Raw genomic sequence first — 25,886 nt, 5'->3', positions numbered from 1 at the left:
GAATAAGAAAAGTAAAACAACATCAAAGCACTAGGTTATGCTTATTATTCAAATTAAATAAGCGAGGCCATGATAAGCCGAATTTAGGCACAAAAAGGCTACTTTTACGGCCTGTTATGAAAATCAGGCTGACAGAATATTGCTACGATTGATAATGATTTTTATTTTCATTTTTACAATCGAGTGTGTTCATGGAATCCTTAGTTTCCAACAGAAGTGTATTTTCTCCCAGAATTTTAGTATCAGCGATTTCCTTGGTAATTGGTTCAGATGTGTGGGCAGCCGACACAACCAATACATTGCCTACAATAACGGTTAAAGCTGAAGACAATCATGAGAGCTATACTGTTCAATCAAGTCGAAGCTCAACTAAACTCGATTTAAATTTAAAAGATACTCCACAGAGCTTAACAGTGCTGACGCAGCAGCAGATAGAGGATCAAAATCTAACAGATATAAGCAGAGTTTTAGAGGAAACACCTGGGGTAAGTAGAAGTCAGCATGGACAAGAAGGTGCTGGCTTTTCAGATTATTACGCTCGTGGTTTTAAGCTCAATAATTTTATGCGCGATGGTATTCCAACCAGTGCGGCATCTTTTGGTGGAGCTTATAACATTGGTTTGGAGGACACGGCCATTTATGACCGTATCGAAATTTTAAAAGGTGCTACAGGTCTGTTGGGTGGTTCAGGTAATCCAAGTGCCAGTATTAATTATATCCGTAAACGCGCGACTGAAAATACACAAGGCTCGATTAAAGTTCAGGCGGGAAGTTGGGATCGATACCGTAGTCAATTTGATGTATCGGGTGGATTAAATACAGATAAAACTTTGAAAGGACGATTGGTTGCGGCAAATTCGTCAGGAGGCAATCAGCAAGATCGTTATCATAAAGATTTTACTTTACTGTATGGCACAGTAGATTATGAGCTCAGTGATCAGACGACATTAACAACTGCACTGAGTTTACAACAAAATAAAATTTACAATGCCGCACAACATGGTTTTCCATTTGTGAGTGGGGATGGTTTGAAACAAACCACATTTGGACCAAGGGATAATCCAGCCACTCACGATTCAAATCTTAAAGTAGATAATTTATATGTTGTACTGGGCTTAGAACATCAATTTAGTCCAGATTGGAAAGGGGTGATTAACTATAGTTATGCCAAGACAGACAGCGATCAAATTAAAAACATAGCAGGCTATACTCTAAATTATCAAGATGAAAATGGTGTCGTCAACGGTACTGACTGGGATGGTAACCCTATTATCTTAAAGCCGGGAGAAATGAGTATTCATGGGAGTAAGTTTATAAATACACCGGAAGTTCATGCAATTGATAGTTTTGTTTCGGGGCGGTTTCAAGCACTTGGTCGTGAGCATGAATTAAGTTTTGGGATTAATGGATACAAAGTAAATGCCAATGATCCTGCTTATAAAGTTTGGCAATTTTCATCTAGACCGATCCAAAACTACCATGGTGATGTGGGAGACTATATCAATTTGACTCCTATAGGGCGGACGATAACCGCTGAATATCAGATTGGTGGGTTTGCCTCGGCCAAACTACAGTTAGCAGATCCAGTAAAACTGATTTTAGGCTCACGTTTGAGTAGTTGGGAGCGCAAAAGTACAGGGGCTGAACAAAAACAAAGTCATATTTATACGCCTTATGTGGGTTTAATTTTAGATATAAATGATCAGATCTCTGCATATACAAGTTATACCTCTATTTTAATCCATCTACTCGAAAAAATGTTACAGGCCAATTCTTAGACCCAGAAGAGGGAAATAGTGTAGAAATAGGCTTAAAAGCAGAATTCTTTAATCAACGCTTAAATACCAACCTTGCTTACTTCGAAACCAAGCAAGATAACTTTGCTGTTAGAGATGGTGAGAAGTTTACTACCGATGGTGAATTTGCTTATATTGCAGTGAATGGCGCTAAGGTAAAGGGCATAGAGTTATCGGTTGCTGGTGAATTGAGTCCTTATTGGCATATTTCTGGTGGATATACTTACACAGATGCAAAAGATCGGGATGGAAAAACCTTAACAACAGCTACAGGAAGTTCACTTCCACGACAGACGCTGAAATTGTTCACAACTTATCAATGGGATAAATTGACATTAGGGGCTGGGGTGAATTGGCAAAGTGAAATTTTTGATACACGTGCACGCGGCGTAGCAACTCAGTTTAATCGACAAGATGACTATGCTTTATTGAATCTAATGGGGAAATATCAGATCAATCCAGATCTCAGTATTGCGGTCAATGTTGATAATGTCGGAAATACAGTCTATAAAAGAACGGCAATCAATACTTGGGGAGAACTACGTAATTTTATGGCCACTCTTAATTATAAGTTTTAAAAAAAATATCTAGGTTGTGAAGTAATTAGATCGCTAGAAGGGATTGTTTTATTCAGGCATGAACATTATTTTGCCATGCCTGAATTTTAAAAAAATTAAAAATTATTCCAACAGATACGATGCTGTAATCCCACACTCTCCAACAAAATTTTCATCATGGGATACCAATATCACAGCACCATGAAAAGAGCGAATGGCTTGGGCCAGTAACTCACGAGATTCGATATCGAGATGGTTTTCAGGCTCATCTAAAAGCAATAGTTCAACCGCCTGTTGTTTCAATGCAAGCAAAGCGACTTTTAAGCGTTCGCCGCCACTTAAATTTCTTATAGAGCTAAGGGCTTTATCTCTACGAATTTGTAAGTTGCCCAAGAGGGTGCGTGCTTGTTGCTCAGTCAGATCGGGGTTAATACCACATAAATATTCAACGGCAGATAGACTTTCATTGAGTAATGAAAGATTCTGATCCAGATAAACAGAGCTTACTTTGCAATAAATCTCTCCTGCAAGTGGCGGGATTAAGCCTTGAAGGGTTTTGAGTAAAGTGGACTTACCGGTACCATTTGCGCCACTTAAATGCAATTTTTCACCAGTCGATAGCGCTAGATCAATTGGCTGTGTTTTTGCGTAAGCAAGCTGTAATTGCTGGCAGCGTAAAATCTCACCTGATTTCCCCGTCTTTTGGGTAAACTCAAAAAATTGTGATTTAAGATGTTCCAGTTGCGTTTGTTTTTGCTGTAACTTATCTTTGGCATCTGCAAGTTGTTTGCTCTGTTGTTTTCTGAGGTGAGAAAGAGATTGCTCGGATTGTTCTTTCTTGGCATCGAGTAAGATGGGGGCTTGAGACCCAGAGGCTCTTAACTTTTCACCAGCTTTTTGACGTTTCTGCGCTTTCATCTGGCTGTGATGCTGTTGCTCTTTTAGTTGTTTTAACTCGCGTTTTTCTTGCTGAACAGCTTGGGATAAGGCTTCGACCTGCAACAGTTGCTGCTGTTGATAAAGCGTATAATTACCACCGTAATAGTGTAAACCTAACTGATTTAAAGCAAGAATGCCTTGTACATGTGCCAATAATTGTCGGTCATGACTAATGATCAGTCCACCCATTCGGTGTTGAGACATTTGTTGGATCAGCCATTCACGTCCTTGGTGATCTAAGTGATTGCTTGGTTCATCGAGCAGCAGGTAATGATCTTTGAGTAAAAATAAACGGCATAGCGCGAGTTTGGTTTTTTGGCCCTCGCTTAAATGCTGAATGGGTGTATCAAGATTTATAGGTAAGCCTGCACTTTGCAAAAGCTGCTGCCATTCTGTGGGTAAATGCCAAAGCCCTTCAACCTGATCATAATCTGTAAAAGTTGCCGTACCTTGCTGGATTCGCTCAAAGCATCCGTTTAAATCTTCAATATGTAAAGCTTGAGCGATAGTATCTGCTTGTACGCGCTGAAGCTGAGTTAAATATTGATGTGGGCATTGCCAAGAAATTTGGCCTGAATAGGGTAGCTTGAATTTTGTCTGTTCATGCAGAACAGACATCAATACTGATTTGCCTTGACCATTGCGCCCGACCAGTCCTGTGAACTGATGTAATGGAAGTTGAAAGCTAAGCCGATCAAACAGTTTTTGCTGGGCTAATTCAAGGGATAGGTTGGAAATAATACATGCCTGTTGAGTCATAAGAAACCTCATAAACAGGATATGCAAAATAGAGAAATCGAGATAAGTTTTAGAATAAGGAAGCGCTAAACGATAGCTAAGTCTATTTTGCACATCAAAAAGAAAAATGAACTTTGATGATGGAAATAGAACTTACTTCATTGGCGTAATCTCAAATTGGTTTATTTTTACACTATTCTATGGGGGAACTGGCGAAAGGTCAAACTTTAAGGTTTTGAAGATAGGATTAAAAAAATATAAAAAGTGCTTGTCAAATGCTGAAATAGTGCGTAATTTAATAGTTAGACACCGTTTTTTAGATATTTGAAATAAATATGTTAAAGCATACTGTAAACACCAACGCATACTTTTACTTTTGGCAATATTGATCGTTGCCTGATGCGTTTCGGGCAGCAAAAAGGTTGCCCAACCAGTTAATACCTGATCGGCAACACCGATCAGGTTTTTTTATGCTTTAACAATCAAGATTTTAGGAGAAATACCATGTACACATTTAACTATTCATATTTTAGCAAGATTTCTTGGTTTTACTTTGCAAAAAAATCAACATCGCTTAGATCACACTTGCTCAAATAAATGATAGGACTGCGAAGAAGGCCAGTCCAAAGGAATTGAAAATGAATGCTTTAAATACTGCTTTGACACAACCACAAACACATACAAAAGAATCAATGCTTAGCTTGCCATCACAACTCAAAGCGCAGTATCCCTTGTCTGCAACTTTAGCGCAGCAAATTTCAAAACATCGTCAAACGATTCAGAATATTTTATCAGGACATGATCATCGCTTGATGGTGATTACAGGTCCTTGCTCAATTCATGATCCTATCGCAGTACTAGAATATGCTGATCGCCTCCAACAATTACAAGAACAGGTTAAAGATCAGATTTTCCTTGTTATGCGTGCATATATCGAAAAACCGCGTACCACGCTGGGTTGGAAAGGTTTCTTATACGATCCAAATTTAGATGGATCATCAGACTTACAACTCGGTTTAGAAAAATCGCGTCAGCTTTACTTACAACTGATTGAAAAAGGCTTACCGATTGCCAGTGAAATTTTAAGCCCAATGGCGACAGGTTATTTTGACGACCTATTGGCTTGGGGGGCAATTGGAGCACGTACCAGTGAATCACAAATTCATCGTGAAATAGCAAGCCATATGCCATACAGCATTGGCTTCAAGAATGGTACAGATGGCTCGATTCAGATTGCTTTGGATGCAATTCAATCAGCACTGCATGGCCATCAATTCTTGGGGATGACTCAACAAGGTCTACCTGCAATTTTGCATAGTGAAGGTAATCCATTACCACATTTAATTTTACGTGGCTCAAATCAGGGTACCAACTATGATTTGGCTTCGATTCAAGCGATGCATTTCAAGCATAAGCAATTGCCGGCATTGGTGATTGATTGTAGTCATGGTAACAGCGGTAAAGATCCACTACTGCAACCACAGGTTTTACAGCAAATTATTGCAGAACGTGCGGAATCTAAAGTGCGTGGTGTGATGATTGAAAGCCATTTAGTTGATGGCAATCAAAAGATTTCCTGTGATATGACTTACGGTCAGTCAGTTACTGACGGCTGCTTAGGATGGGATAAAACGGAACAGGCCTTATTGGATGTTGCGGAAAAAATGAGATTGAAGAAATAAGTTGTAAATAAAAAAGCCAATCTGAATTGATTGGCTTTTTTATTTATACGCAATTAAGCCGCGTGTGTTGCTTGAGCACTAAGGAAGTGTCCAATTTCCTGGCTAAATTTTCTAGGTTCGGTAATCAGTGGTGTATGCCCAGAGCGCTCAAAATAAATTGCAGTGGCATTCGCTAAGCTTTCGGCAATCAGGGTTTGTCCAGTTTCTGGGTAGAGTGTAGATTCGCGACCAATAAAGAAAGTGGTTGGGCAATTCAGCTGGCTGATAGCCTCACGATAGTCTTCATCATGATTTAAATAATTTTCGACATACCAAAGTAAGTAGTCAAGGCGTTGAATTGGTAGTAAATATTTCTGTAAAAATGGGCGGTTTAGTGCAAGCTTAAAGATCTTGGGGCTATAATTATTACTTCCTTGAAGTTCAATGAATGCCCCCCATAAGCTTACAAGATTGTAGCGAATATCATTCGGTAAATCTTCAAGCTTTTGGGCATGTTTATAGTTGAGCAATAAGGTTTGAATCTCAAGTAGCAGCTTTTTAAATTGAGAGTTTTTGGTACCAAATAAACCATATTGCCAAGATTCATCGACCGCAATTTTAGGGGTTTGATCAATATGCAAGTAGGCCTTAAGTTTTTCTGCTAAACCGCCATGTTTCATGCCATGCATTGCCGTCGTTGCGCCCATGGAATAACCCATCAAAATAAATTGGTCCAGCTTTAATTGTTTGATCAGTGCATCTACATCATTCCAATGGCTTGAAATGGCATCCAAGTCCGGGATGGCACAATTTTTTGAACCACCGAAACCACGCCAATCAGGGATAATAAATTCATATTGTTTGCGATTGGCAAACAAGAACGGGAGCCACTGCCAGCTTTGCATTCCCAACCCCGATAAAACCAAGACAGGTTCACCTTCGCCGACACGTCGTACAAATAATTTTTCCTGATCTGGCATGGTATAAAATGGCATTATTTTTCTCCAATCTTGTCCGCTTCCTCAAACTTTCTCAGCTGAGGAATCATTTGTTCCAACCATTTTATCCATTCACTTTCTGTAATGATACCAAGTTCGAGAATCATTTTATGAATGAATAAGACACGGTTGGTTGGTTCACTATTTTTAAAGTCTTTATCATGGATGGCTTGATAAAGACCTAATTTTTCCTTATGTATCGATAAATGGCGTTCCAATTCCGGTAGAATGGTATTACCGTCGAGTTGAGCTTCCGCTCTTAACCTCACCATAAGGTCATCGCGTAATTGCGCGGGTTCGCTTTGTTGTTCAATCCATGCAGCGAGTTCTATTCTTCCAAGTTGCTCAACTTGGTAAGTTTTTTTTCGGCTATTCGCAGCTTGTTCTTCTAATGTAGAAATCCATCCTTTTTTCAGCATCCCATTGAGTTCTCGATAGATTTGCTGATGAGTCGCATTCCAAAAGAAGCCCATTGAACGGTCAAAGCGACGAGCCAACTCGAAACCTGTACTTGGTTTTTCGAGTAGACTGGTCAATAAAACATGGGCGAGTGACATGATGTTCCATAATAAAAAATGACTCATCAGAATTATGCAATATGTTGCATAAAAATCAAATCTTGTTTATAACTTTATGCAACAAGTTGCATTAGCTAGCAGTGTGCGAGCCAAAGGAGAAAACATGTCAGCTTATCCACATTTATTAAAGCCACTTGATTTAGGCTTTACCACTTTAAAAAACCGTGTGCTTATGGGGTCTATGCATGTTGGCTTGGAAGAAGCACCACAAGGTTATGAGCGTATGGCTGCATTTTATGCTGAGCGTGCCAAAGGGGATGTAGGATTAATTGTCACGGGTGGTATTTCTCCCAATGATGCAGGTCTTACCTTTGCTCATGCATCGAAGCTAGACAGCATTGCAGAAGCAGAAAAACATAAGGTGATCACCCAAGCGGTACATGATGCGGGTGGTAAAATCGCGATGCAGATTTTACATACAGGTCGTTATTCTTATCAGCCTGAGATTGTTGCACCTTCTGCGATTCAAGCACCGATTAATCCAATTAAGCCTAAAGCATTAAGTTCAGCTGAAGTACAGCAAACAATTGATGACTTTGCTAACTGCGCCAAGCTGGCACAATACGCAGGTTATGATGGTGTCGAAATCATGGGGTCGGAAGGCTATCTGATCAATGAGTTTATTGCTGCACGTACCAATCATCGTGATGATGAGTGGGGTGGCAGCTATGAAAACCGTATCCGTTTCCCGATTGAAATCGTAAAGCGTACCCGTGATTTAGTGGGTGAAAACTTCATCATTATTTATCGCCTATCAATGCTGGATTTGGTTGAGGGTGGTTCAAGTTTAGAAGAAGTCATTCAGTTGGCTAAAGAAATAGAAAAAGCTGGTGCAACCATTATCAATACAGGGATTGGTTGGCATGAAGCGCGTATTCCAACGATTGCGACCAAAGTACCTCGTGCGGCATTTACTTGGGTGACGGAGAAACTCAAAGGCGAAGTTTCAGTTCCATTAATTACCTCGAACCGTATTAATACCCCTGAAATGGCAGAGCATGTATTGGCTTCTGGGCAGGCTGATATGGTGTCTATGGCACGTCCAATGCTAGCTGATCCTGAGTTTGTATTAAAAGCAAGTGAAGGTCGCAGTGATGAAATTAATACCTGTATTGGTTGTAACCAAGCCTGTTTAGATCATATTTTCTCAATGAAAATTGCAACCTGCTTAGTGAATCCGCGTGCTTGCTATGAAACAGAGCTTATTTTTAAAGAAACCAATGCGATAAAAAATATTGCAGTGATTGGTGCTGGCCCTGCGGGTTTAAGTTTTGCAGTATACGCTGCAAGCCGTGGGCATAAAGTCAAAGTCTTCGATGCAAGCAATCAAATTGGCGGTCAATTCAATATTGCGAAGACCATTCCAGGCAAAGAAGAGTTCTACGAGACCTTACGCTACTTTAAACGTCAAATTGAATTACAGCCCAATATTGAATTAGTACTTAACCATACTGCGACTTATGAAGAGCTGAGTCGGGCAAACTATGACGAGATTGTGGTTGCAACTGGGGTAACACCACGTCAACTCCATATTGACGGCATTGATCATCCAAAAGTGTTGAGCTATATCCAAGTATTGAAAGAACGTGTACCTGTTGGTAAACGTGTTGCCATTATTGGTGCAGGTGGTATTGGCTTTGATACCGCAGAATATTTAACGCATGAAGGTGACAGTGGTAGTTTAAATCCTCAAAAATTCTATGCTGAATGGGGGATTGATACAGCCTATGAGCATGTCGGTGGCTTAAAACCAGCAACGTTGGAAAAGTCAGAACGAGAAATTTATTTATTACAGCGTAAGACTGCTGCGGTAGGTGCTGGTTTAGGTAAAACAACTGGTTGGATTCACCGTACTGGCTTAAAGCATCGTGATGTAAAAATGATTGCAGGTGCCAGTTACGACAAGGTGGATGACCAAGGCTTGCATATTACCGTTGATGGTCAAAGTCGAGTGCTTGAGGTCGATAATGTGGTGATTTGTGCCGGTCAAGAATCGTATACCGCAATGTTCGACCAACTGAAAGCAGACGGTAAAAATGTTCATCTGATTGGCGGTGCGAAGGAAGCGGGTGAATTAGATGCCAAACGGGCAATTCGCCAAGGTGCTGAGTTAGCAGCCATATTATAAAATCTTGATGAGCATTCTCTTTCAGGAGGGGGTGCTCATCAACCGATCCATTAAATCACAAGGAAAAATAACAATGACACTCGAAACAACAAAACAGGCTTTGGAAAACTGGCATCACATGATTAAAACAGGTGACTTATCGAATTTAAATGATTTGTTGGCTGAAGATGTCGTATTCCGTTCTCCCGTTGCTTATAAGCCTTATGAAGGAAAGCATGTGGTTTTCTTTATTTTGACCAATGTCATTCAGGTTTTTGAAAATTTCACCTATCACCGCGAATTCTATACTGAGGATGGGGAAAATGTGGTGTTGGAGTTTAGTGCCGATGTTAGCGGAAAATCGCTCAAAGGCATTGATATGGTTCGATTTAACCAACAAGGGAAAATCATTGATTTTGAAGTGATGATTCGCCCAATGAGTGGTTTAGCTGCGTTGGCTGAGAAAATGGGTGCGAGATTTGCAAAATATCAGCCAAGCTAATCTCGCTAAAATAGCCTAAGTAATATTGAGACTCTTGTAATGTGGTTAAAGCTTTCAACTTTTGCATTACTTCCTATACTTCTTATACAAGGTATGAAAGTTCGGAAGAATACACCTCGTCTTTTAGAAGCCAGTGGTGATCGGGAGGGTTCTGTTGGCAATGGTAAACCACTTTCATTACTTATCCTTGGCGATTCAGCGGCGGCTGGGGTTGGCGTTGAAACGCAGCAAGATGCTTTATCTGGAGCGATTATTTCCCAGTTGCAGCAGGACTATTTGTTGCAATGGAAACTACACGCTAAAACAGGTGATACCACACAGCAGGTTTTTCAGGCAGTGCAACAGTTAGAACAGCAGTGCTATGATGTTGTAATCACTTCAATTGGTGTCAATGATGTGACTAAACTGACCTCTGTTAAATCGTGGATTAAACAACAAAAGCAATTATTCACCTATATACAGAGTCAATTTCAACCTAAACTCATCATTGTATCGGGTGTGCCGCCGATGCAGCATTTTCCAGCATTGCCCAATCCATTGGCTTGGTTGTTTGGACGATATGCACAACAGATGAATCAGGCATTACAACAGTGGTTGGCACCACTGCCGCAGTTTCAATTTATTCAATATGATCTTGAAACTTTTCAGGCATTGGATTTGCCAATGGCAAGTGATGGTTTTCATCCAGGCAAAGAAATCTATGCCATTTGGGGGCAACAAGTCGCAGCTTTAGTGCGACAAACATTTACTCATCCTTAGAGGTGGCGGTTGAATATGAGTTTATCTACTTTAAATAAAATTAGAGTTTTAGGTTCAGAACTATTTGATTCGGTACTTGGTGCAGAGCAGCCTAAAATCTATTATGACCCGAAAGGGAAAATTAAAGATGTTTTAGAAAAGTTGCCGCAGTTAAAGCAGAAATATCGCCCGACGCCATGGCTCAGTAATACACATGTACATCTCCTTTATTTCGATGTGATTCGGAAGAAAACGGTTAAACTTGAATATGATCGTATTGAGCAACTTAAAATGCAGGATGGTGGTATCACTGCCATTGCTTGGTATGGTTATGATCTACCAGCAGACACGCCGACCGTTGTGATTATGCATACCATTACTGGCACTCCCGAGAGTATGCGCGAATTGGTTAAAGACTTACATGAATATACCGGTTGGCGAATCGCACTATGTTTGCGCCGTGGTCATGCGGGTTTACCAATGCCCGTACCGCAGATTTCACTGTTTGGTTCGACCAGTGACCTCAAAGAGCAACTGGCTCATATCCAAGATTTGTTTCCATCATCAAACTTATATGCCGTTGGCTCTTCTGCGGGAACGGGGCTCTTGGTACGCTATTTAGGTGAGCAAGGATCGGATACACCATTTAAAGCTGCGTTTGCAATGTGCCCAGGCTATAACACCGAAATAGGTTTTAAAAATGTACATCCTTTTTACAGTAAAATGATGACCAAAAAGTTATTTAAATATTTCATTTACCCTTATCAAAAAACTTGGCAGCAGGTCGCTTCGGTAAATAAGGTGTTGGCAACAACAAGCTTGGAAGACTTTGAAAAAGAATATTTTGAAATGGCTGGGTTTCAGGATTATCAAAGTTATTGTCAGGCAATTAATCCAATTTATGTCTTCGAGAATATTAAAGTTCCCTTGATGATTTTGAATGCTGAAGATGATCCTGTCTGTTCAATCAAAAACTTGGAACCTTATAAAGGTGCAATTCAGCAAATGGAAAATATTGCGGTTGTGACGACGAAAAAGGGAAGTCATTGCGGTTTTTATGAAAGTTTCAGTGTGAAGTCTTGGGCTTCACGCTTGATGGCTGATTTTTTTAAGAATTACTAAATTGATCAAGATAAAAAAGCCAGTCGAAATGAACTGGCCTTTTTTGCAATTAAAAGATTAATTGTTTAACGCAGGGGTTGCAGCAGCAATTGCAGCAGCGACAGCATCATCTTCACTTTGAGCTGGTGCTGAAGATTTTGGTGCTTTTACTTGTTCAGTCTTCGCAGGTTTTTGCTCAGCTTTTACAGTTTGTTCAGTTTTTGGCTGCTCTGTTTTAGCTGGTTTTGGTTCTTCAGTGCGTGGAGTCTCAGTCGCAGTTGGATTCTCTGTTTGAGCTGGACGAGTTTCACGACGAACTTCAGTGGTAGTATTTGGAGTTTGTTCACGCGTTGTTTCAACAACAGGTGCTGGAGCTTCGTGTTTATCAACACTTTCTAAAGATTCAAACTCTTGGATTTTTGCAGGTTCAGGCTGAGTTTGGCTCTCGGTTGCTGCCTGTTCTTGCTGCTCTTCGTTTTTAGGTTCTTCTTTTTTGACACAAGCAGTTAATAAAAGACCAGTCGCAAGTGCTGCACAAATTAAAAGTTTTTTATTCGCCATTGCTAAAACAACATATTAAATAAGGACGCAACAATTATAACAGCAAATCAAGTTGAAGAAATCACTGTGTAATGTTGTGTTTGTTTATATTTTATAAAAGCTTGCAAATTAGCAGATAGAGGTTGAGACGTTGTAAGCGGGAAAAGTAGATTTTTGCCATACTTTTTCATGCATTTGAATCACTCGATTGAATGTCTGTATGAAAAATCCACAAAATCCGTAAATTTTTATCGAAAATGCTGATAGAATAGCCAGTTGTTTATAGTTCTTTGAATTGATGCGGTTTGACTTTGCTTTATAGGGGCAGAGTACAGTAAAATTGCCCAACATTGTAGGCCGATTTCGGCTCGATTGTACGAGAAACTCAATGACCCATTTTATTTTTGTCACTGGTGGTGTGGTTTCATCACTAGGTAAAGGTATTTCTGCTGCTTCTGTTGCTGCACTTTTGGAAGCTCGTGGCTTAAAAGTCACTATGGTAAAAATGGATCCATACATTAATGTCGATCCAGGTACCATGAGCCCATTTCAGCACGGTGAAGTTTTCGTCACAGAGGATGGTGCTGAAACTGACTTAGATTTGGGATATTACGAACGTTTCTTACGTCGCGCGAAAATGACCAAACTGAATAACTTTACCAGTGGTCGCGTATATCAGGATGTTTTAAATAAAGAACGTCGTGGTGATTACTTAGGTGGTACGGTTCAAGTTATTCCACATATTACAGACAACATTAAAGAACGCGTCCTTCGCGCAGGTGAAGGCTATGACGTTGCAATCGTTGAGATTGGTGGTACGGTTGGTGATATCGAATCACTTCCATTTATGGAATCAGTACGTCAATTGATGGTGGAACTTGGTCATAAACGTACTATGCTTATGCATTTGACTTTATTGCCATATATCAAATCAGCGGCGGAGCTCAAAACCAAGCCAACTCAGCACTCAGTGAAAGAGCTTCTTTCAATCGGGATTCAGCCAGATATCTTGATCTGCCGTACTGAATATGATGTCGATGTTGATACGAAACGTAAGATTGCATTATTCACAAACGTGGAAGCACGTGCTGTTGTAGTATGTAAAGATGCAAAAACAATTTATCAAATTCCACGTACATTCTACGAACAGAATGTTGATGACTTGATCTGTGAACGTTTTGGTTTCAATGATCTTCCAGAAGCAAATCTTGAAGATTGGGATAATGTAGTTGAAGCATTATTGAACCCTGAATACACAGTTCGTGTTGCGATGGTGGGTAAATATGTTGAACTTCCAGATGCTTATAAATCTGTGAATGAAGCACTTTTACATGCTGGTATTCAAAACCGTGTCAAAGTTCAGATTGATTATGTCAATGCTGAAGAGCTTGAGCAGCAAGACATTAGCATTTTAAGTACTGCTGATGCGATCTTGGTTCCAGGCGGGTTTGGTGAGCGTGGTACTGAAGGCAAAATGAAAGCTATTCAATATGCCCGTGAAAACAAGATCCCATTCCTTGGTATTTGTTTAGGTATGCAACTCGCTGTGATTGAGTATGCACGTAATGTTGCAGCAATGCCTGAAGCAAGCTCAACAGAATTTAACCGCTCAACCAAATATCCATTGATTGGTTTAATCACTGAATGGTTAGATGAGCGTGGTGAATTACAACAGCGTAGCCTTGAGTCCGATCTGGGCGGAACCATGCGTTTAGGTGCACAAAAATCTGAATTGGTTGAAGGCACGAAGACGCGTGAGGTTTATGGTAAAGCCGAAATTACTGAGCGTCATCGTCATCGCTATGAAATGAATGATCGTTTTATTCCAGCACTTGAACAAGCAGGTATGAAAATTTCAGGCTATTCGTCAGTACAACATTTAGTTGAAACTGTAGAAATTCCTGAACATCCTTGGTTTATTGCTGTACAATTCCACCCAGAATTTACAAGTTCACCACGCGATGGACACCCATTATTTGCTAGTTTTATCGGGGCTGCTAAAAATCAGCACCAAAAGTAAGTAATGAGTTTTAAATAAACTGGGAAAGTTTAAATGTCACAATTAAAACCACAAGAAGTTGTACGTTTAGGCGATATACAAATGGCAAATCATTTGCCATTTGTATTATTTGGCGGAATGAACGTATTAGAGTCAAAAGATTTGGCATTTGAAATTGCTGAAACTTATGTTGATATTTGCAAGCGCTTGGATATTCCTTATGTATTTAAGGCGAGCTTTGATAAAGCAAACCGCTCAAGCCTAAACTCTTACCGTGGCCCAGGTCTTGAAAAGGGAATTGAGTGGCTTGCTGAGATTAAAAAGCATTTTAATGTGCCGATTATCACAGACGTTCATGAGCCTTACCAAGCAGCGCCTGTTGCTGAAGTTGCCGACATTATCCAACTTCCTGCCTTCTTAAGTCGTCAGACTGATCTTGTTGAAGCAATGGCAAAAACTCAAGCCATTATCAATATCAAAAAAGCACAGTTTTTAGCGCCACATGAAATGCGTCATATTTTGCATAAGTGTTTGGAAGCTGGGAATGACAAACTCATTCTTTGTGAACGTGGTTCAGCATTCGGCTATAACAACTTGGTTGTTGATATGCTTGGCTTTGATATCATGAAAGAAATGAATGTGCCAGTATTCTTTGATGTCACTCATGCATTGCAAACCCCAGGTGGGCGTGCAGATTCTGCAGGTGGTCGTCGTGCTCAAATCACGACTTTAGCGCGTGCAGGTATGGCGACAGGTTTAGCTGGGTTATTCTTGGAAGCACATCCAGAACCAGAAATTGCAAAATGTGATGGACCATGTGCATTGCGTTTATCTCAGCTTGAGCCATTCTTGGCACAATTAAAAGAATTGGATACTTTAGTTAAAGGATTCAAGAAGTTAGACACCCATTGATGCAGTAACTTGCATTTTGTTTTTCATTCAACAGAGGAATTGTTCATGAGCCAAATCGTTGACATCCGCGCACGTGAAATTTTGGACTCTCGTGGTAACCCAACCATCGAAGCAGACGTTATTTTAGAATCTGGGGTTGTTGGTCGTGCATGTGCACCATCTGGTGCTTCAACTGGTTCTCGTGAAGCTTTAGAACTTCGTGATGGCGATAAAGCACGTTATTTGGGCAAAGGTGTTAAAACTGCGGTTAATAACGTAAATACGATTATCCGTGATGCTTTAGTGGGCAAATCAGTATTCGAACAAAAAGACATCGATAATACGATGATTGCACTTGATGGTACTGAAAATAAAGAAAAATTAGGTGCTAACGCAACTTTAGCCGTTTCATTGGCTGCTGCTCGCGCTGCCGCAGATGAAAAGAAAATTCCTCTTTTCCAATATATCGCTGATCTTCGCGGTCAAACGACTTTGACCATGCCTGTACCAATGATGAACATCATCAATGGTGGTTCGCATGCAGACAATAATGTTGATATTCAAGAGTTCATGATTGAGCCTGTAGGCTTCACGTCTTTTGCTGAAGCATTACGTGCAGGTGCTGAAATCTTCCATTCGCTAAAATCAGTTTTAAACAAAAAAGGTTTAAATACTGCTGTAGGTGATGAAGGTGGTTTTGCACCAAACTTGCGTTCAAACGAAGAAGCAATCACTGTTATTCTTGAAGCGATTGGCCAAACGGGTTACAAAGCTGGTTCTGATATTATGCTGGCACTTGACTGCGCATCTTCAGAATTCTACAAAAATGGTCAATATGTGCTTGCAGGTGAAGGCAATAAAGCATTCACAAGCAACCAGTTCTCTGACTATTTGGCAGGTCTTGTAAACCAATACCCAATCATTTCGATTGAAGATGGTTTGGATGAGTCTGACTGGGAAGGTTGGAGCTACTTAACCTCAATCCTCGGTGACAAAATCCAATTGGTTGGCGACGATTTATTCGTAACCAATCCTAAGATTTTACAACGTGGTATTAATGAGAAAGTTGGTAACTCGATTCTGATCAAATATAATCAGATTGGTACGTTGACTGAAACGCTAGATGCAATCTATCTTGCGAAAGCAAATGGTTATAGCACTGTAATCTCACATCGTTCTGGTGAAACTGAAGATTCAACTATTGCAGACTTGGCAGTAGGTACAGCAGCGGGTCAAATCAAGACGGGTTCACTTTGCCGTTCTGACCGCGTAGCGAAATATAACCAATTGCTTCGTATCGAAGAATTAACGAAAGCAGCTTACCGCGGTAAAGCTGAATTCAAAGGTCTAAAATAAGGTCAATTTCTCTATGTTGAATACGTCTGATCATCTTTCTTTACAAAAGAGAGAAACTTTGCAAATTCATAATCCTATAGAATTTGCAAGTGATCTTCCTCTTAGAAGGATGTAAGGAATTTTTCATGATAGAGATGTTTCGATCGACCTCGAGTAAATTGATTCTGGTGCTTGTCATCGCTTTGGTGGCAAGCTTACAGTATCAATTTTGGCTGGGTGAGGGAGGGTATTTCCCTCATCAAGCATTAACTCAGCAAATTAAGCAACAAGCAGAAATTAATACTGAACTAAAAGAGCGGAATCGTATTTTAGCCGCAGAAGTTTTTGATTTAAAAAATGGTAGCGAAGCCATTGAAGAACATGCACGTTTAGATTTGGGTTTAATCAAACCTAATGAGACGTTTGTGCAAATGAGTACCATTAGTACCCACTACAAACCAATTTATATTGATCCAAACGCAAAAGAAGACACTGCAACTAATGAAAACCCAGACTAGGCTGTGGGCGGTTGTACCAGCAGCAGGTTCGGGCAGTCGTTTTTCACAAACTGAATTGAAACAATATCAGTATATTCAAGATCATACAGTACTTGAGCACACCGTCAATCGACTGAATTCGCTAGATTTAGCAGGTTGCGTACTTGCCATTGGTGTACAAGATAATTTTGCAAAAACCCTGTCTTTTCAGCATCTAGATAAACTGCATTTTTGTTTAGGTGGTGCCGAGCGCGTACATTCTGTTTTAAATGCCTTGATCTATTTATCTGAAATTGCCCATGAAGAGGATTGGGTATTGGTCCATGACGCTGCGCGACCATGTGTGACGAAAGAATGTCTTACTCGGTTGGTTCAGACAGCAGAAGCTTCAAATCAAAGTGCAATTTTGGCTATTCCAGTTCGCGATACCTTAAAGCAGGTGGTCAGTGAAAACCAGATCAAAAAAACTGTAAGCCGTGAATTATTATGGCAAGCACAAACGCCACAAATGGCGAGACTCGGTGTACTAAAAAATGCGATTGAAAAAGCTTTAACCCATGATATTACGATAACAGATGAAGCGAGTGCCTTAGAACATATGGATGAACCTGTACAGGTGGTACAAGGTCGTTCTGATAATATCAAAATTACCTATGCTGATGATTTAGAGCTGGCACGATTAATTCTTCAATCTCAAAACCATGCTTAATTAGCCTAAGAGTGGCTCTTATTTTTTGTTTAATTCAAAATAGCCTAAGTAAATTTAAGTGATTTTTCCATTTTTTTTACATCAATCTAAATGACAAAATTTCTACTATTTGTTAAATTTGAATAACATACTTTATAACGGATCAACCGATGAAAAAATTATTACTTGCGGGCCTTTTCACTTTTTCTTTAGTTGGTTGCGCAACGACACCTCAACAACCTCAGGATACTGTACAAGAAAGCATTCGTTATTCGACTAGTCCTTGTTTCGGTACATGCCCAATTTATTCTGTTGAAATTACACCTGAAGGGGCTGTTCATTTTGATGGCAAACAATATACCAAAGTAACAGGTACTCAGGACTTAACCGTTGATCCTTCTGTTTATAACAAGCTGCAACAAGAGTTAAAAACCTATCGCCCGGCAACAGGTGCAAATGTAAAAACGACCGGCTGTGCTGAAACTGCCAGTGATCAGCAAAGTGCTTATTTTGCTTGGAAACGTCCAGATGGTACAGTCACTAAGTTAAGCCACTATACGGGCTGTATTTCACCTGCAAACGCTGAGTTAAACAAGGTGATTGAGAAATTACCAAAGTTGATTGGTATTGAAGATCTCGTTCGTTAAACTGATTGCTGTAAAAATAGACAAAACTAACATTTATGCTAGTATAGGTATAAGCGCAATCAGGCGGAGGAGTCTTTAATGACAGCTTTTACAATCATGAAAATGAGTAGGCAAGAGGAAAACCTTCTTCCTAAGCTTGCTGTAGAAGCATTCCGTAATGCGTTTGAAGAGGCAAGTGAATCTTCTACTGTGGTCTATGCCAAAGGTCATCAACTGTTAAAGCAGCATTCAACTGGTGAAACCGAAGTGATCAAGGATATATCAGGCGCTTATACCGTTATTTATCCATCTCGTACTCTGTTGAAACGTAAAAAAAAGAAGGCTGTTGTATAAGTTAATGCAACAGTCTACGCCTAGAATTCGCATGTTTGCCGGCCCAAATGGTTCTGGTAAAAGTACGATTAAGGAATATTTATTGCCCCGCCATATTGGGGCATATCTAAATGCAGATGAACTCGAAAAAAACTTAAATCAGACTCATAGCTTGGACTTAAAGATTTATAACGAGTCTCTAGATGCACTAAAGCTGATTGCTTTTTTAAAAACCAAAAAGAAGAAACTGAATCAAAAAATCTGTGATTTATTAAGCCAAGAACCTGAATTGCTAGGTGAGCATCATATTGTTTTTGCTATTCAGGATATTGATTCATATCTCGCTGCACGAATTATCGACTTTATTCGTTTAGAATTTCTAAGGTTAAAAATTAGTTTTACCTTTGAAACTGTTATGTCGCATATCAGTAAAGTTGAATTTCTGAGAATGGCTCAGGAGCAAGGGTTTAAAACTTATCTGTATTATGTTTCAACGATTGATCCTGAAATCAATATTGCACGGGTACAGTATCGGGTGAGTACCGGTGGACATGCTGTACCAGAACCGAAAATTCGTGATCGTTATTACCGCAGCATGAACTTACTTATGCAAGCCATTGAAGCGAGTGATAGAGCTTTTATATTTGACAATTCTTCAAATGGTGAAAAAGCAGCTTTTTTAGCAGAAATTGAACAGGCTGATCGACTAAAAATCAATCCTATCGTGACAGTATTTCCTGTTTGGTTTGCAGAAAGAGTACTTTCTGAGTTCGAATAGTCAATCTTTTCAAGAAATACAGTGCTTGTTTGCATTATGTTTTATGCCCAATACTCAAATTAAATTACTTGATTTTAGAAAATATTGACCAATATGTGTCATTTTTTGCAAAAATTACGATTCAAACGCGGATATTGAATAGATTAATTTCAATATTATTTAAAATAATATATTATAAATATATATATTGATTGGTGGGTGGATGATGACAAGTATTCTGTTAGCTTTAATTGGTGGTGCGTTGATTGGATTAGCTGCTGTTGGCTATTTATACGTCAATGGTCGTATTGCTGGGATCAGTGGCCTACTAGCACAGCTCTTACAACCTACAACTTTATTCAGAGGTTCTGCGTTTTGGTTCTTACTGGGTTTAATCATTACACCATTTATTTACCAAATGTTTGTGCAACCTGAAATTATTATGCAGTCGTCTCCCTTAGCTTTGATTATTGCTGGGCTGTTGGTGGGTTTTGGGACTCGTTTAGGCTCAGGTTGTACCAGTGGGCATGGCATTTGTGGGATTAGCCGATTATCTCCACGTTCGATGGTTGCCACAATTACATTTATGTTTGCTGGATTTGTTACGGTGTATCTAGTACGTCATATTCTGGGAGCCGCATAATGAAAAATCTATTTGCATTTATTTTTGGCAGTATATTTGCATTGGGTCTATTGATTTCAGGCATGTCAAATCCTGAGAAAGTATTAAGTTTTCTAGATATTTTTGGTGTATGGGATATTAGCTTGATGTTTGTGATGATTGGTGCAATTGCAGTTGCATTCATTCCATTTCAAAGAGCCTTACGCAATCCCAAAACATTATCTGGTGAAACCATTTCATTCCCTAGCAATCATCAAATTGATAAGAAATTGATTATTGGCGCTATCTTGTTTGGGATCGGTTGGGGGATTTCAGGCATTTGTCCAGCACCCGCGATGACTCTGATTGGACTTGGATATTCTGAAGTGTGGTATTTTATTAGCGCAATGTTGATCGGGATGTTAATCCATCGTTTATGGTCGAAACAACAGGAGAAATGCGATGCAACATCCAACAGTTAAAGCCTTTTTTGATGAACAGAGCAATACATTTAGTTATGTTGTGCATGATCCTGAAACAAAGTATTGTGCAATTATTGACAGTGTTTTGGATTATGATGCTGCCTCGGCTTCGACTTCCACACAACATGCAGATCAGATTATTACCTACATTCAATCTCAAGCGTTCACAGTTGAATGGATACTGGAAACGCATGTTCATGCAGATCATTTAACCGCATCCCAATATCTAAAATCAAAGCTCGGTGGCAAGATTGCCATGAGTGAGAAAATTGCGATTGTTCAGGATACCTTTAGTGCAATTTATCATTTTGATCTTAAATATTTTAATACGCATCAAGTGTTTGATTATTTATTCAAGGACAATGAGCACTTCAGTATCGGAAACTTAGATGCATATAACATACCAACACCAGGACATACTCCTGCATGCTTAAGTTATATCATTGGTGATGCTATTTTCGTTGGTGATACTTTATTCATGCCAGATTATGGAACGGCGCGCTGTGACTTTCCCAAAGGAAGTGCTGATCAGTTATTTGATTCTGTACAAAAGCTTTATCAACTTCCTGATCGAACGCGTGTTTTTTTATGTCATGACTATAAGCCTGAAGGTCGAGATGAATATGTGTATGAAACCAGTATTAGCACGCAAAAGCAGCATAATATTCATATCAATATGAAAACCCTTAAACAGGACTTTGTACAGATGCGTCAAAGCCGTGATGCGACATTGTCGATGCCCAAGCTTATTCTGCCTGCAATTCAAATTAACATGGATGCAGGGCGCTTCCCAGAACCGGAATCGAATGGCATTCGCTATCTAAAACTGCCGTTAAACTACTTTAGTCACTAAGAGAGAAAAGCCCAGATTGCTCAGATTTTTTTGAGTCATCTGGGCTTTTCTCTATCAAATTTCTGCATACATTCTATATTTAGCAGAAAAAATGGAGCTTAGGTTTTGTTTGAACAATTAATTGTTATGTTATAACATAACAATTAGAATTGAGGAGTTCAACGTGCGTCACAAAGTCTTAGCAATCGCCATTTTATTTATTCATCATCAAGCCTCTGCAAATGAGCAGGATAGTCCTGTAATTTTGCCAAAGATTAGTTTAAAAGCAGAAACAGATCTTTCAATCGGGAACAATACCGTTGTAGAGAATCACAATTCACAATATCAAACTTTAGGGGATACACTTAAGCAGGTGTCAGGCGTACAAAATAGTGCTTTTGGCCCCAACGCAGGCGCACCTGTTATTCGAAGTTTAAGCGGGAATCGTGTACAGATTCTTGAAGACGGGCAGTCGATTTATGGCATGAATGCCATGACTGGCAATATCAGTATTCCATTTGACCCATTGTTCAGCCAAGCCATTCACATTAATAAATCATCAGATAGTGTTCGATACGGCGGCAATGCGATTGGAGGAAGTGTCAATGTCGAGACCGGTTTGATCAGTAAAGATATGCCAGACAAAAATAGCAATCTTGAACTGGCAGTGAGAAAAGGTTGGAATAATACAGATGCCCATGGTTTTAAGCTGAATTTAAATAACCAAAGTAATTTTTCAACCAACTTCTTATTTTCTAAACAGGACATTTCGTCGTATAAAATTCCGGGGAATAGCAAAGCTGAACAATGTAATAGTGGAATTTTTCCTGCAACGGGTGGGGTAAGTTCAGCCTTGGCAGATGCGTGCCAAAATGATGCACGTATACAGCAAATCTATAACACCGCATCGCAAAAATATATCGACCAATTTATGACTGAAAATCCAGATTGGGCGGATGGCCAGTTTTCATTTTATACCGATAAACCGACATCTGTTTGGAGTGGTAAGACTTATACCAATCCAGTCAATCCTGAATATAAGCCTGATACACCTAAATTTAAAGAAAACAGGATTAATCAAGATGTGACCCCAAATTACCATCGTAAATTAGGGAATAGTTATTTAGAAAATCAGCATTATGCAATTGGCAGTACCTATTTCTTGGAAAATGGTTATATTGGCCTGAGCGCGGATTCGAAGAAAAATGCCTATGGTGTACCTGGTTTTTCTTTAGAAAATAAGTCATTTCAATCTTCTTATGAGGATAGTTTGCCCGTTGGCGTCAAAACCGATCAAAGAAAATATAGCCTAGATAGCCAGTTTAATTTTGATATCCCATTTCTAAAGGGTATCGATATGAAAGCGAATCAGGTGATCAATCGTTCGGGGGAATATCTCGGTACGCAGCTTGCAAATGATTACCGCTTTGATACCAAACAAGCCGAGATTGTATTGAGACATCAACCTAGTCGCTATGTGAATGGTCTACTAGGTGTGAGTCAGAGCAACCGAAGCGTCGAAGGAAAGGGCAAGCTACGTTATCTTCCCAATGTCAATACCAAGACCCAAGCCATCTTTATTCAAGAGAAGATTGATTTGGAACGACTCTCTTTTGATGCAGGTTATCGCCAAGAAAGTGTTGATCATTCAATCAAAGATAGTGATTTTAAGGTTGCACGTAATTCAGCCAATAGTAAGCTACAAGACACCCGTTTTGATTTGGAAAGTTATAGTTTTGGTTCCTATCTTAAAATCAATGACTATTTTGGAGCGAAACTCAGATATTCGGTGTCTGAGCGTGCACCTGAGCTTAATGAGCTTTATGCCAGCGGTAATCATTATTCCATTATGATCAATGAGCAAGGCAATCAAAAACTAGAACCAGAAAAATCTAAAAATACCGAGCTTACGGGCTTATTTAGCTATAAAGATTTTAATCTGGAAGCGACAGTATATAAGATGAAATATGAGAACTATTTCTATCTCACGCACTCTGGCATGCAGACGGCCAATCGACTCCCTCTCAAATACTGGACCCAAACCGATACTGAAATTACAGGCTTTGAAGTTGATCTCAAGCAAAAAATCAATACTCAGCAATGGGGTGTTTTTACAGTGGGTGCATTTGCTGATTTGGTGAAAAATAAGAATCTAAATCCAAGTCGGACCAGTTTATTTAATGATGGTAATTATCTACCAAACATGCCCACTAATCGTTATGGTGCCAACGTAGAATGGAGCAGACGAGATTGGGCAGCACGTTTGTCGAGTATTTATTATGATCAACCTAAATATCTGGGTAAGAATGTGTCAGAAGAAGTACCATTGCCAGCATTTAATATGGTCGATATGCAGATTAGTAAGCATCTAAAATTAAAAAATTCAGATATTGATGTGTTCCTCAACGGTTCAAATTTACTCAACGAAGAAGCGAGACCGCATAATTCACCGTTGAAATATATTGCTCCCTTACCTGGACGAGGTTTTCAACTGGGGATTAACATGAAAATATAGTTCTTTCTGAGCTACAAACTTCGAGTCGGTTCACTAAAAGCGATATTGAATGTTCGCTTTTAGATAGCCCATTCAACTGCTTAATTTAAATTTCTGAATGAGTTCCTGACAATCAGTCCGTGAACCAAAGAAACAGGCAGCATATAGACCTTTCCAAAAAAATTATAAGTCACCACACTGGTTGTAACGCTCAGCTTATTCTTGATGTCATCATGCTCATGAATTTGCAAAGCTACTAATACACGTAGGTGTTTATCTGCTGACTGTAAAAATAATTCTGTCTCTGTGATTTTGATTACATCAAAAAAATCCAACTTATCATTCACTTTAACAGTTTGTGCCTTGGGCGAGCCAAAACCTTGAATAGGTTGTACACCTGCTAGTTTTAAGCTTAAGAAATCTCTGATCCTAAAGGCGATACGTAGCCAAAATGGTGGATTCCCCGTCATCAAGTAATAGGCTTGAAGAGCATTGAGTTGTTTATTGATGTATTGATAATCTTGATGCAGAAAATTTAGCGCTTCTAATGGTGCAACCAAAGAGTTAACGTCTTTTTGATTTTGCATTGCTATCCCTGGATCTTATAATTGCATGAAAACGATTTTAATTTATAGGTTAAATTTTAAAGAGGTGTCAATCAAGAAAATATGCCAAATCTGGTATTGATGAGAAAGGTTAACAATATAAAAAGTTATTCACTCATTATATTATTTGCTAGACTATCTTTATTTGCTTAAATTTTTAATCACATTTCACATAATTGGTTAAGCAATACGATCGTGGAAGTTGTGATGATTTCTATAACGACGAACTTTACTTGATAAATAAATTTTGTACCCCTTTACTATTTATATGAAAAAGGAAACAACATGCTTCAACATAACTTCAATTTATCTGATCATTTTAAACTCGGTATCTTTGCTGCTAATTGTTCTGGAGGCCTAACCCCTTCAACCTTAGATGATGGCTGGGATGCCAGCTGGAGCCAAAATTTAAAATTGGCAGAAATGGCAGATGAGGCGGGAATTGATTTCATGTTATCTACTGCACGTTTTATTGGTCATGGTGGTAAAAAGGATTTTCATGGAACAGTATTAGAAACGGTGACCTGGACATCGGCTTTATTGGCCAAAACTAAAAATATTCAAATTTTTGCAACACTACATACGGCGCTGAATCATCCAATTGTAGTGGCAAAGCAAATCGCGACTATGGCGCAAGTCAGTGACAATCGAGTTGGATTAAATATTGTCGCGGGTTGGAACAAGCCTGAATATGATGCAATGGGTTTAAAATTACCAGATGACCATGAAACGCGATATGGTTATGCACAAGAGTGGTACGAGTTAATTAAAAAAACATGGCAAAGCACTGAGCCGTTTAATTGGGATGGGAAATTTTTCCAAACTCAAGGTACGTATGGCAAACCGAATCCACAAATATTTCCACCGATTTTTAATGCCGCAGGTTCTAAAGAAGGCCGTGAGTTTGCGGTAAAGAACTCAGATTTTTTATTTACACCTGCATCTGACTTGGCGCGTTCAGTGACTGAGATTCAAGAACTCAAAAAAGAAGCTGGGCATTTAGGCCGAAACATCAAGGTGCTGACCTTTGCGCATGTAATTTGTCGCCCTACGGAAGAACAAGCCAAAGCCGAGTGGGATCGACAACTGAATCATGCTGATCATGATGCAGTACAAAATTTAATAGATACCTTATTCTCCTTTTGTAAATCGTTTCCCGCCGATTTACGAGAACAACTGCGTCAACGCATTGCTGTTGGTCATGGCGGTTTTCCATTAGTTGGTACTGCTGAACAAGTTGCAGCAGGGTTAATACAGTTACAGGAAACAGGTTTTTCAGGATGTACTTTATCTTTTCTTAATTATACTCAAGAGTTTCCATATTTTAGAGACCATGTCTTGCCAATTTTGAAAGATAAAGGCTTGCTGAATGCTCATATATAGTTGAAGCTATATTCTCGATCGCTGTTTGATATCGTGACAGTCTTTAAGCATCCAAAGATTGTCACAATTTGTGGTGAGTCCTTTATTTATATGAAAAAAACTTATTAC

At 39.4% G+C, this 25,886-nt stretch carries 25 protein-coding genes; 20 read left to right on the top strand and 5 right to left on the bottom strand.

Going from position 1 to position 25,886, the window contains the following annotated elements; translation table 11 throughout:
- Positions 1-191 precede the first annotated feature (191 nt).
- Together F895_RS0118960 and F895_RS20300 are read left to right on the top strand one after the other, a co-directional pair.
- Entirely contained in the window at positions 192-1,778 is a 1,587-nt protein-coding gene (locus tag F895_RS0118960; protein WP_005241753.1) for a TonB-dependent siderophore receptor, read from the top strand.
- Positions 1,715-2,374, top strand: coding sequence for a TonB-dependent siderophore receptor (locus F895_RS20300; protein WP_227501371.1), 660 nt, complete (start codon positions 1,715-1,717; stop codon positions 2,372-2,374). The genes F895_RS0118960 and F895_RS20300 overlap by 64 nt, the downstream gene beginning before the upstream one ends.
- 102 nt (positions 2,375-2,476) lie before the next feature.
- On the opposite strand, the gene F895_RS08425 is transcribed toward F895_RS20300, so the two are convergent.
- Positions 2,477-4,051, bottom strand: a complete 1,575-nt coding sequence (locus tag F895_RS08425; RefSeq protein WP_005241751.1) for an ATP-binding cassette domain-containing protein — start codon at positions 4,049-4,051, stop codon at positions 2,477-2,479.
- A gap of 617 nt (positions 4,052-4,668) precedes the next feature.
- Between F895_RS08425 and F895_RS08430 the strand changes: the two genes are divergently transcribed.
- The gene (locus F895_RS08430) at positions 4,669-5,712 is read left to right on the top strand and encodes a 3-deoxy-7-phosphoheptulonate synthase (protein WP_005241750.1); all 1,044 of its coding nucleotides are present in this window, start codon (positions 4,669-4,671) and stop codon (positions 5,710-5,712) included.
- Positions 5,713-5,765: 53 nt separating this feature from the next.
- Here F895_RS08430 and F895_RS08435 read toward each other — a convergent pair whose 3' ends face one another.
- The gene (locus tag F895_RS08435) at positions 5,766-6,686 is read right to left on the bottom strand and encodes an alpha/beta fold hydrolase (protein ID WP_005241749.1); all 921 of its coding nucleotides are present in this window, start codon (positions 6,684-6,686) and stop codon (positions 5,766-5,768) included.
- Positions 6,686-7,246 carry a PadR family transcriptional regulator gene (locus F895_RS08440; RefSeq protein WP_005241748.1) on the bottom strand — a complete coding sequence of 187 codons (561 nt, stop codon included), beginning with the start codon at positions 7,244-7,246 and terminating at the stop codon, positions 6,686-6,688. Before F895_RS08440 ends, F895_RS08435 begins: the two co-directional genes overlap by 1 nt.
- A 124-nt stretch (positions 7,247-7,370) precedes the next feature.
- Here F895_RS08440 and F895_RS08445 point away from each other — a divergent pair, with 124 nt between their 5' ends.
- The 4 genes from F895_RS08445 to F895_RS08460 all read left to right on the top strand — a co-directional run bounded on the left by F895_RS08445 (position 7,371) and on the right by F895_RS08460 (position 11,736).
- The gene (locus F895_RS08445; RefSeq protein WP_005241746.1) at positions 7,371-9,395 is read left to right on the top strand and encodes an NADPH-dependent 2,4-dienoyl-CoA reductase; all 2,025 of its coding nucleotides are present in this window, start codon (positions 7,371-7,373) and stop codon (positions 9,393-9,395) included.
- 73 nt (positions 9,396-9,468) lie between these two features.
- Positions 9,469-9,876, top strand: coding sequence for a nuclear transport factor 2 family protein (locus tag F895_RS08450; RefSeq protein WP_005241738.1), 408 nt, complete (start codon positions 9,469-9,471; stop codon positions 9,874-9,876).
- 39 nt (positions 9,877-9,915) lie between these two features.
- Positions 9,916-10,635 (top strand): SGNH/GDSL hydrolase family protein, encoded by a 720-nt coding sequence (locus F895_RS08455; protein ID WP_005241737.1) that lies wholly within the window; start codon positions 9,916-9,918, stop codon positions 10,633-10,635.
- A 15-nt stretch (positions 10,636-10,650) separates the two neighbouring features.
- A complete protein-coding gene (locus F895_RS08460; RefSeq protein ID WP_005241735.1) occupies positions 10,651-11,736 on the top strand; it encodes a YheT family hydrolase in 1,086 nt (361 codons plus the stop codon).
- A gap of 57 nt (positions 11,737-11,793) precedes the next feature.
- On the opposite strand, the gene F895_RS08465 is transcribed toward F895_RS08460, so the two are convergent.
- The gene (locus F895_RS08465; protein WP_005241733.1) at positions 11,794-12,276 is read right to left on the bottom strand and encodes a hypothetical protein; all 483 of its coding nucleotides are present in this window, start codon (positions 12,274-12,276) and stop codon (positions 11,794-11,796) included.
- Positions 12,277-12,643: 367 nt separating this feature from the next.
- On the opposite strand from F895_RS08465, the gene F895_RS08470 reads away from it, so the two are divergent.
- The 12 genes from F895_RS08470 to F895_RS08525 all read left to right on the top strand — a co-directional run bounded on the left by F895_RS08470 (position 12,644) and on the right by F895_RS08525 (position 23,811).
- Entirely contained in the window at positions 12,644-14,275 is a 1,632-nt protein-coding gene (locus F895_RS08470) for a CTP synthase (protein WP_005241732.1), read from the top strand.
- A gap of 33 nt (positions 14,276-14,308) precedes the next feature.
- The gene (kdsA, locus tag F895_RS08475) at positions 14,309-15,166 is read left to right on the top strand and encodes a 3-deoxy-8-phosphooctulonate synthase (RefSeq protein WP_005241730.1); all 858 of its coding nucleotides are present in this window, start codon (positions 14,309-14,311) and stop codon (positions 15,164-15,166) included.
- Between the two features lie 45 nt (positions 15,167-15,211).
- A complete protein-coding gene (gene eno, locus F895_RS08480) occupies positions 15,212-16,501 on the top strand; it encodes a phosphopyruvate hydratase (protein ID WP_005241729.1) in 1,290 nt (429 codons plus the stop codon).
- Between the two features lie 125 nt (positions 16,502-16,626).
- Positions 16,627-16,998: a cell division protein FtsB gene (gene ftsB / locus F895_RS08485; protein WP_005241728.1), complete on the top strand. Its 372-nt coding sequence runs from the start codon at positions 16,627-16,629 to the stop codon at positions 16,996-16,998.
- Positions 16,982-17,686, top strand: a complete 705-nt coding sequence (gene ispD / locus F895_RS08490) for a 2-C-methyl-D-erythritol 4-phosphate cytidylyltransferase (RefSeq protein WP_005241727.1) — start codon at positions 16,982-16,984, stop codon at positions 17,684-17,686. Before ftsB ends, ispD begins: the two co-directional genes overlap by 17 nt.
- A 149-nt stretch (positions 17,687-17,835) precedes the next feature.
- A complete protein-coding gene (locus F895_RS08495; RefSeq protein WP_005241726.1) occupies positions 17,836-18,312 on the top strand; it encodes a DUF6438 domain-containing protein in 477 nt (158 codons plus the stop codon).
- Positions 18,313-18,390: 78 nt separating this feature from the next.
- On the top strand, positions 18,391-18,645 hold the full coding sequence (locus tag F895_RS08500) for a hypothetical protein (RefSeq protein WP_005241725.1): 255 nt from the start codon (positions 18,391-18,393) through the stop codon (positions 18,643-18,645).
- Positions 18,646-18,649: 4 nt separating this feature from the next.
- A complete protein-coding gene (locus tag F895_RS08505) occupies positions 18,650-19,402 on the top strand; it encodes an ATPase (RefSeq protein ID WP_005241718.1) in 753 nt (250 codons plus the stop codon).
- A 205-nt stretch (positions 19,403-19,607) separates the two neighbouring features.
- Positions 19,608-20,024, top strand: coding sequence for a YeeE/YedE family protein (locus F895_RS08510; RefSeq protein WP_010590017.1), 417 nt, complete (start codon positions 19,608-19,610; stop codon positions 20,022-20,024).
- Entirely contained in the window at positions 20,024-20,464 is a 441-nt protein-coding gene (locus F895_RS08515; RefSeq protein WP_005241716.1) for a YeeE/YedE family protein, read from the top strand. The genes F895_RS08510 and F895_RS08515 overlap by 1 nt, the downstream gene beginning before the upstream one ends.
- Complete coding sequence (locus tag F895_RS08520; RefSeq protein ID WP_005241714.1) at positions 20,445-21,317, top strand: MBL fold metallo-hydrolase; 873 nt, start codon at positions 20,445-20,447, stop codon at positions 21,315-21,317. The genes F895_RS08515 and F895_RS08520 overlap by 20 nt, the downstream gene beginning before the upstream one ends.
- A 163-nt stretch (positions 21,318-21,480) precedes the next feature.
- Positions 21,481-23,811: a TonB-dependent receptor gene (locus tag F895_RS08525; protein ID WP_005241710.1), complete on the top strand. Its 2,331-nt coding sequence runs from the start codon at positions 21,481-21,483 to the stop codon at positions 23,809-23,811.
- An 80-nt stretch (positions 23,812-23,891) separates the two neighbouring features.
- Here the strand turns inward: F895_RS08525 and F895_RS08530 are convergent, their stop codons facing one another.
- Positions 23,892-24,377, bottom strand: a complete 486-nt coding sequence (locus tag F895_RS08530) for a DUF2867 domain-containing protein (protein ID WP_005241709.1) — start codon at positions 24,375-24,377, stop codon at positions 23,892-23,894.
- A gap of 303 nt (positions 24,378-24,680) precedes the next feature.
- Here F895_RS08530 and F895_RS08535 point away from each other — a divergent pair, with 303 nt between their 5' ends.
- Complete coding sequence (locus F895_RS08535) at positions 24,681-25,778, top strand: LLM class flavin-dependent oxidoreductase (RefSeq protein ID WP_005241708.1); 1,098 nt, start codon at positions 24,681-24,683, stop codon at positions 25,776-25,778.
- Positions 25,779-25,886: the final 108 nt, after the last annotated feature.

Origin of the sequence: Acinetobacter sp. CIP 64.2 (genome assembly GCF_000369645.1) — a bacterium.
GTDB lineage: Bacteria > Pseudomonadota > Gammaproteobacteria > Pseudomonadales > Moraxellaceae > Acinetobacter.
Note: the sequence above shows the minus strand (reverse complement) of the source record. Positions and strands in the feature narration are given on the sequence as shown.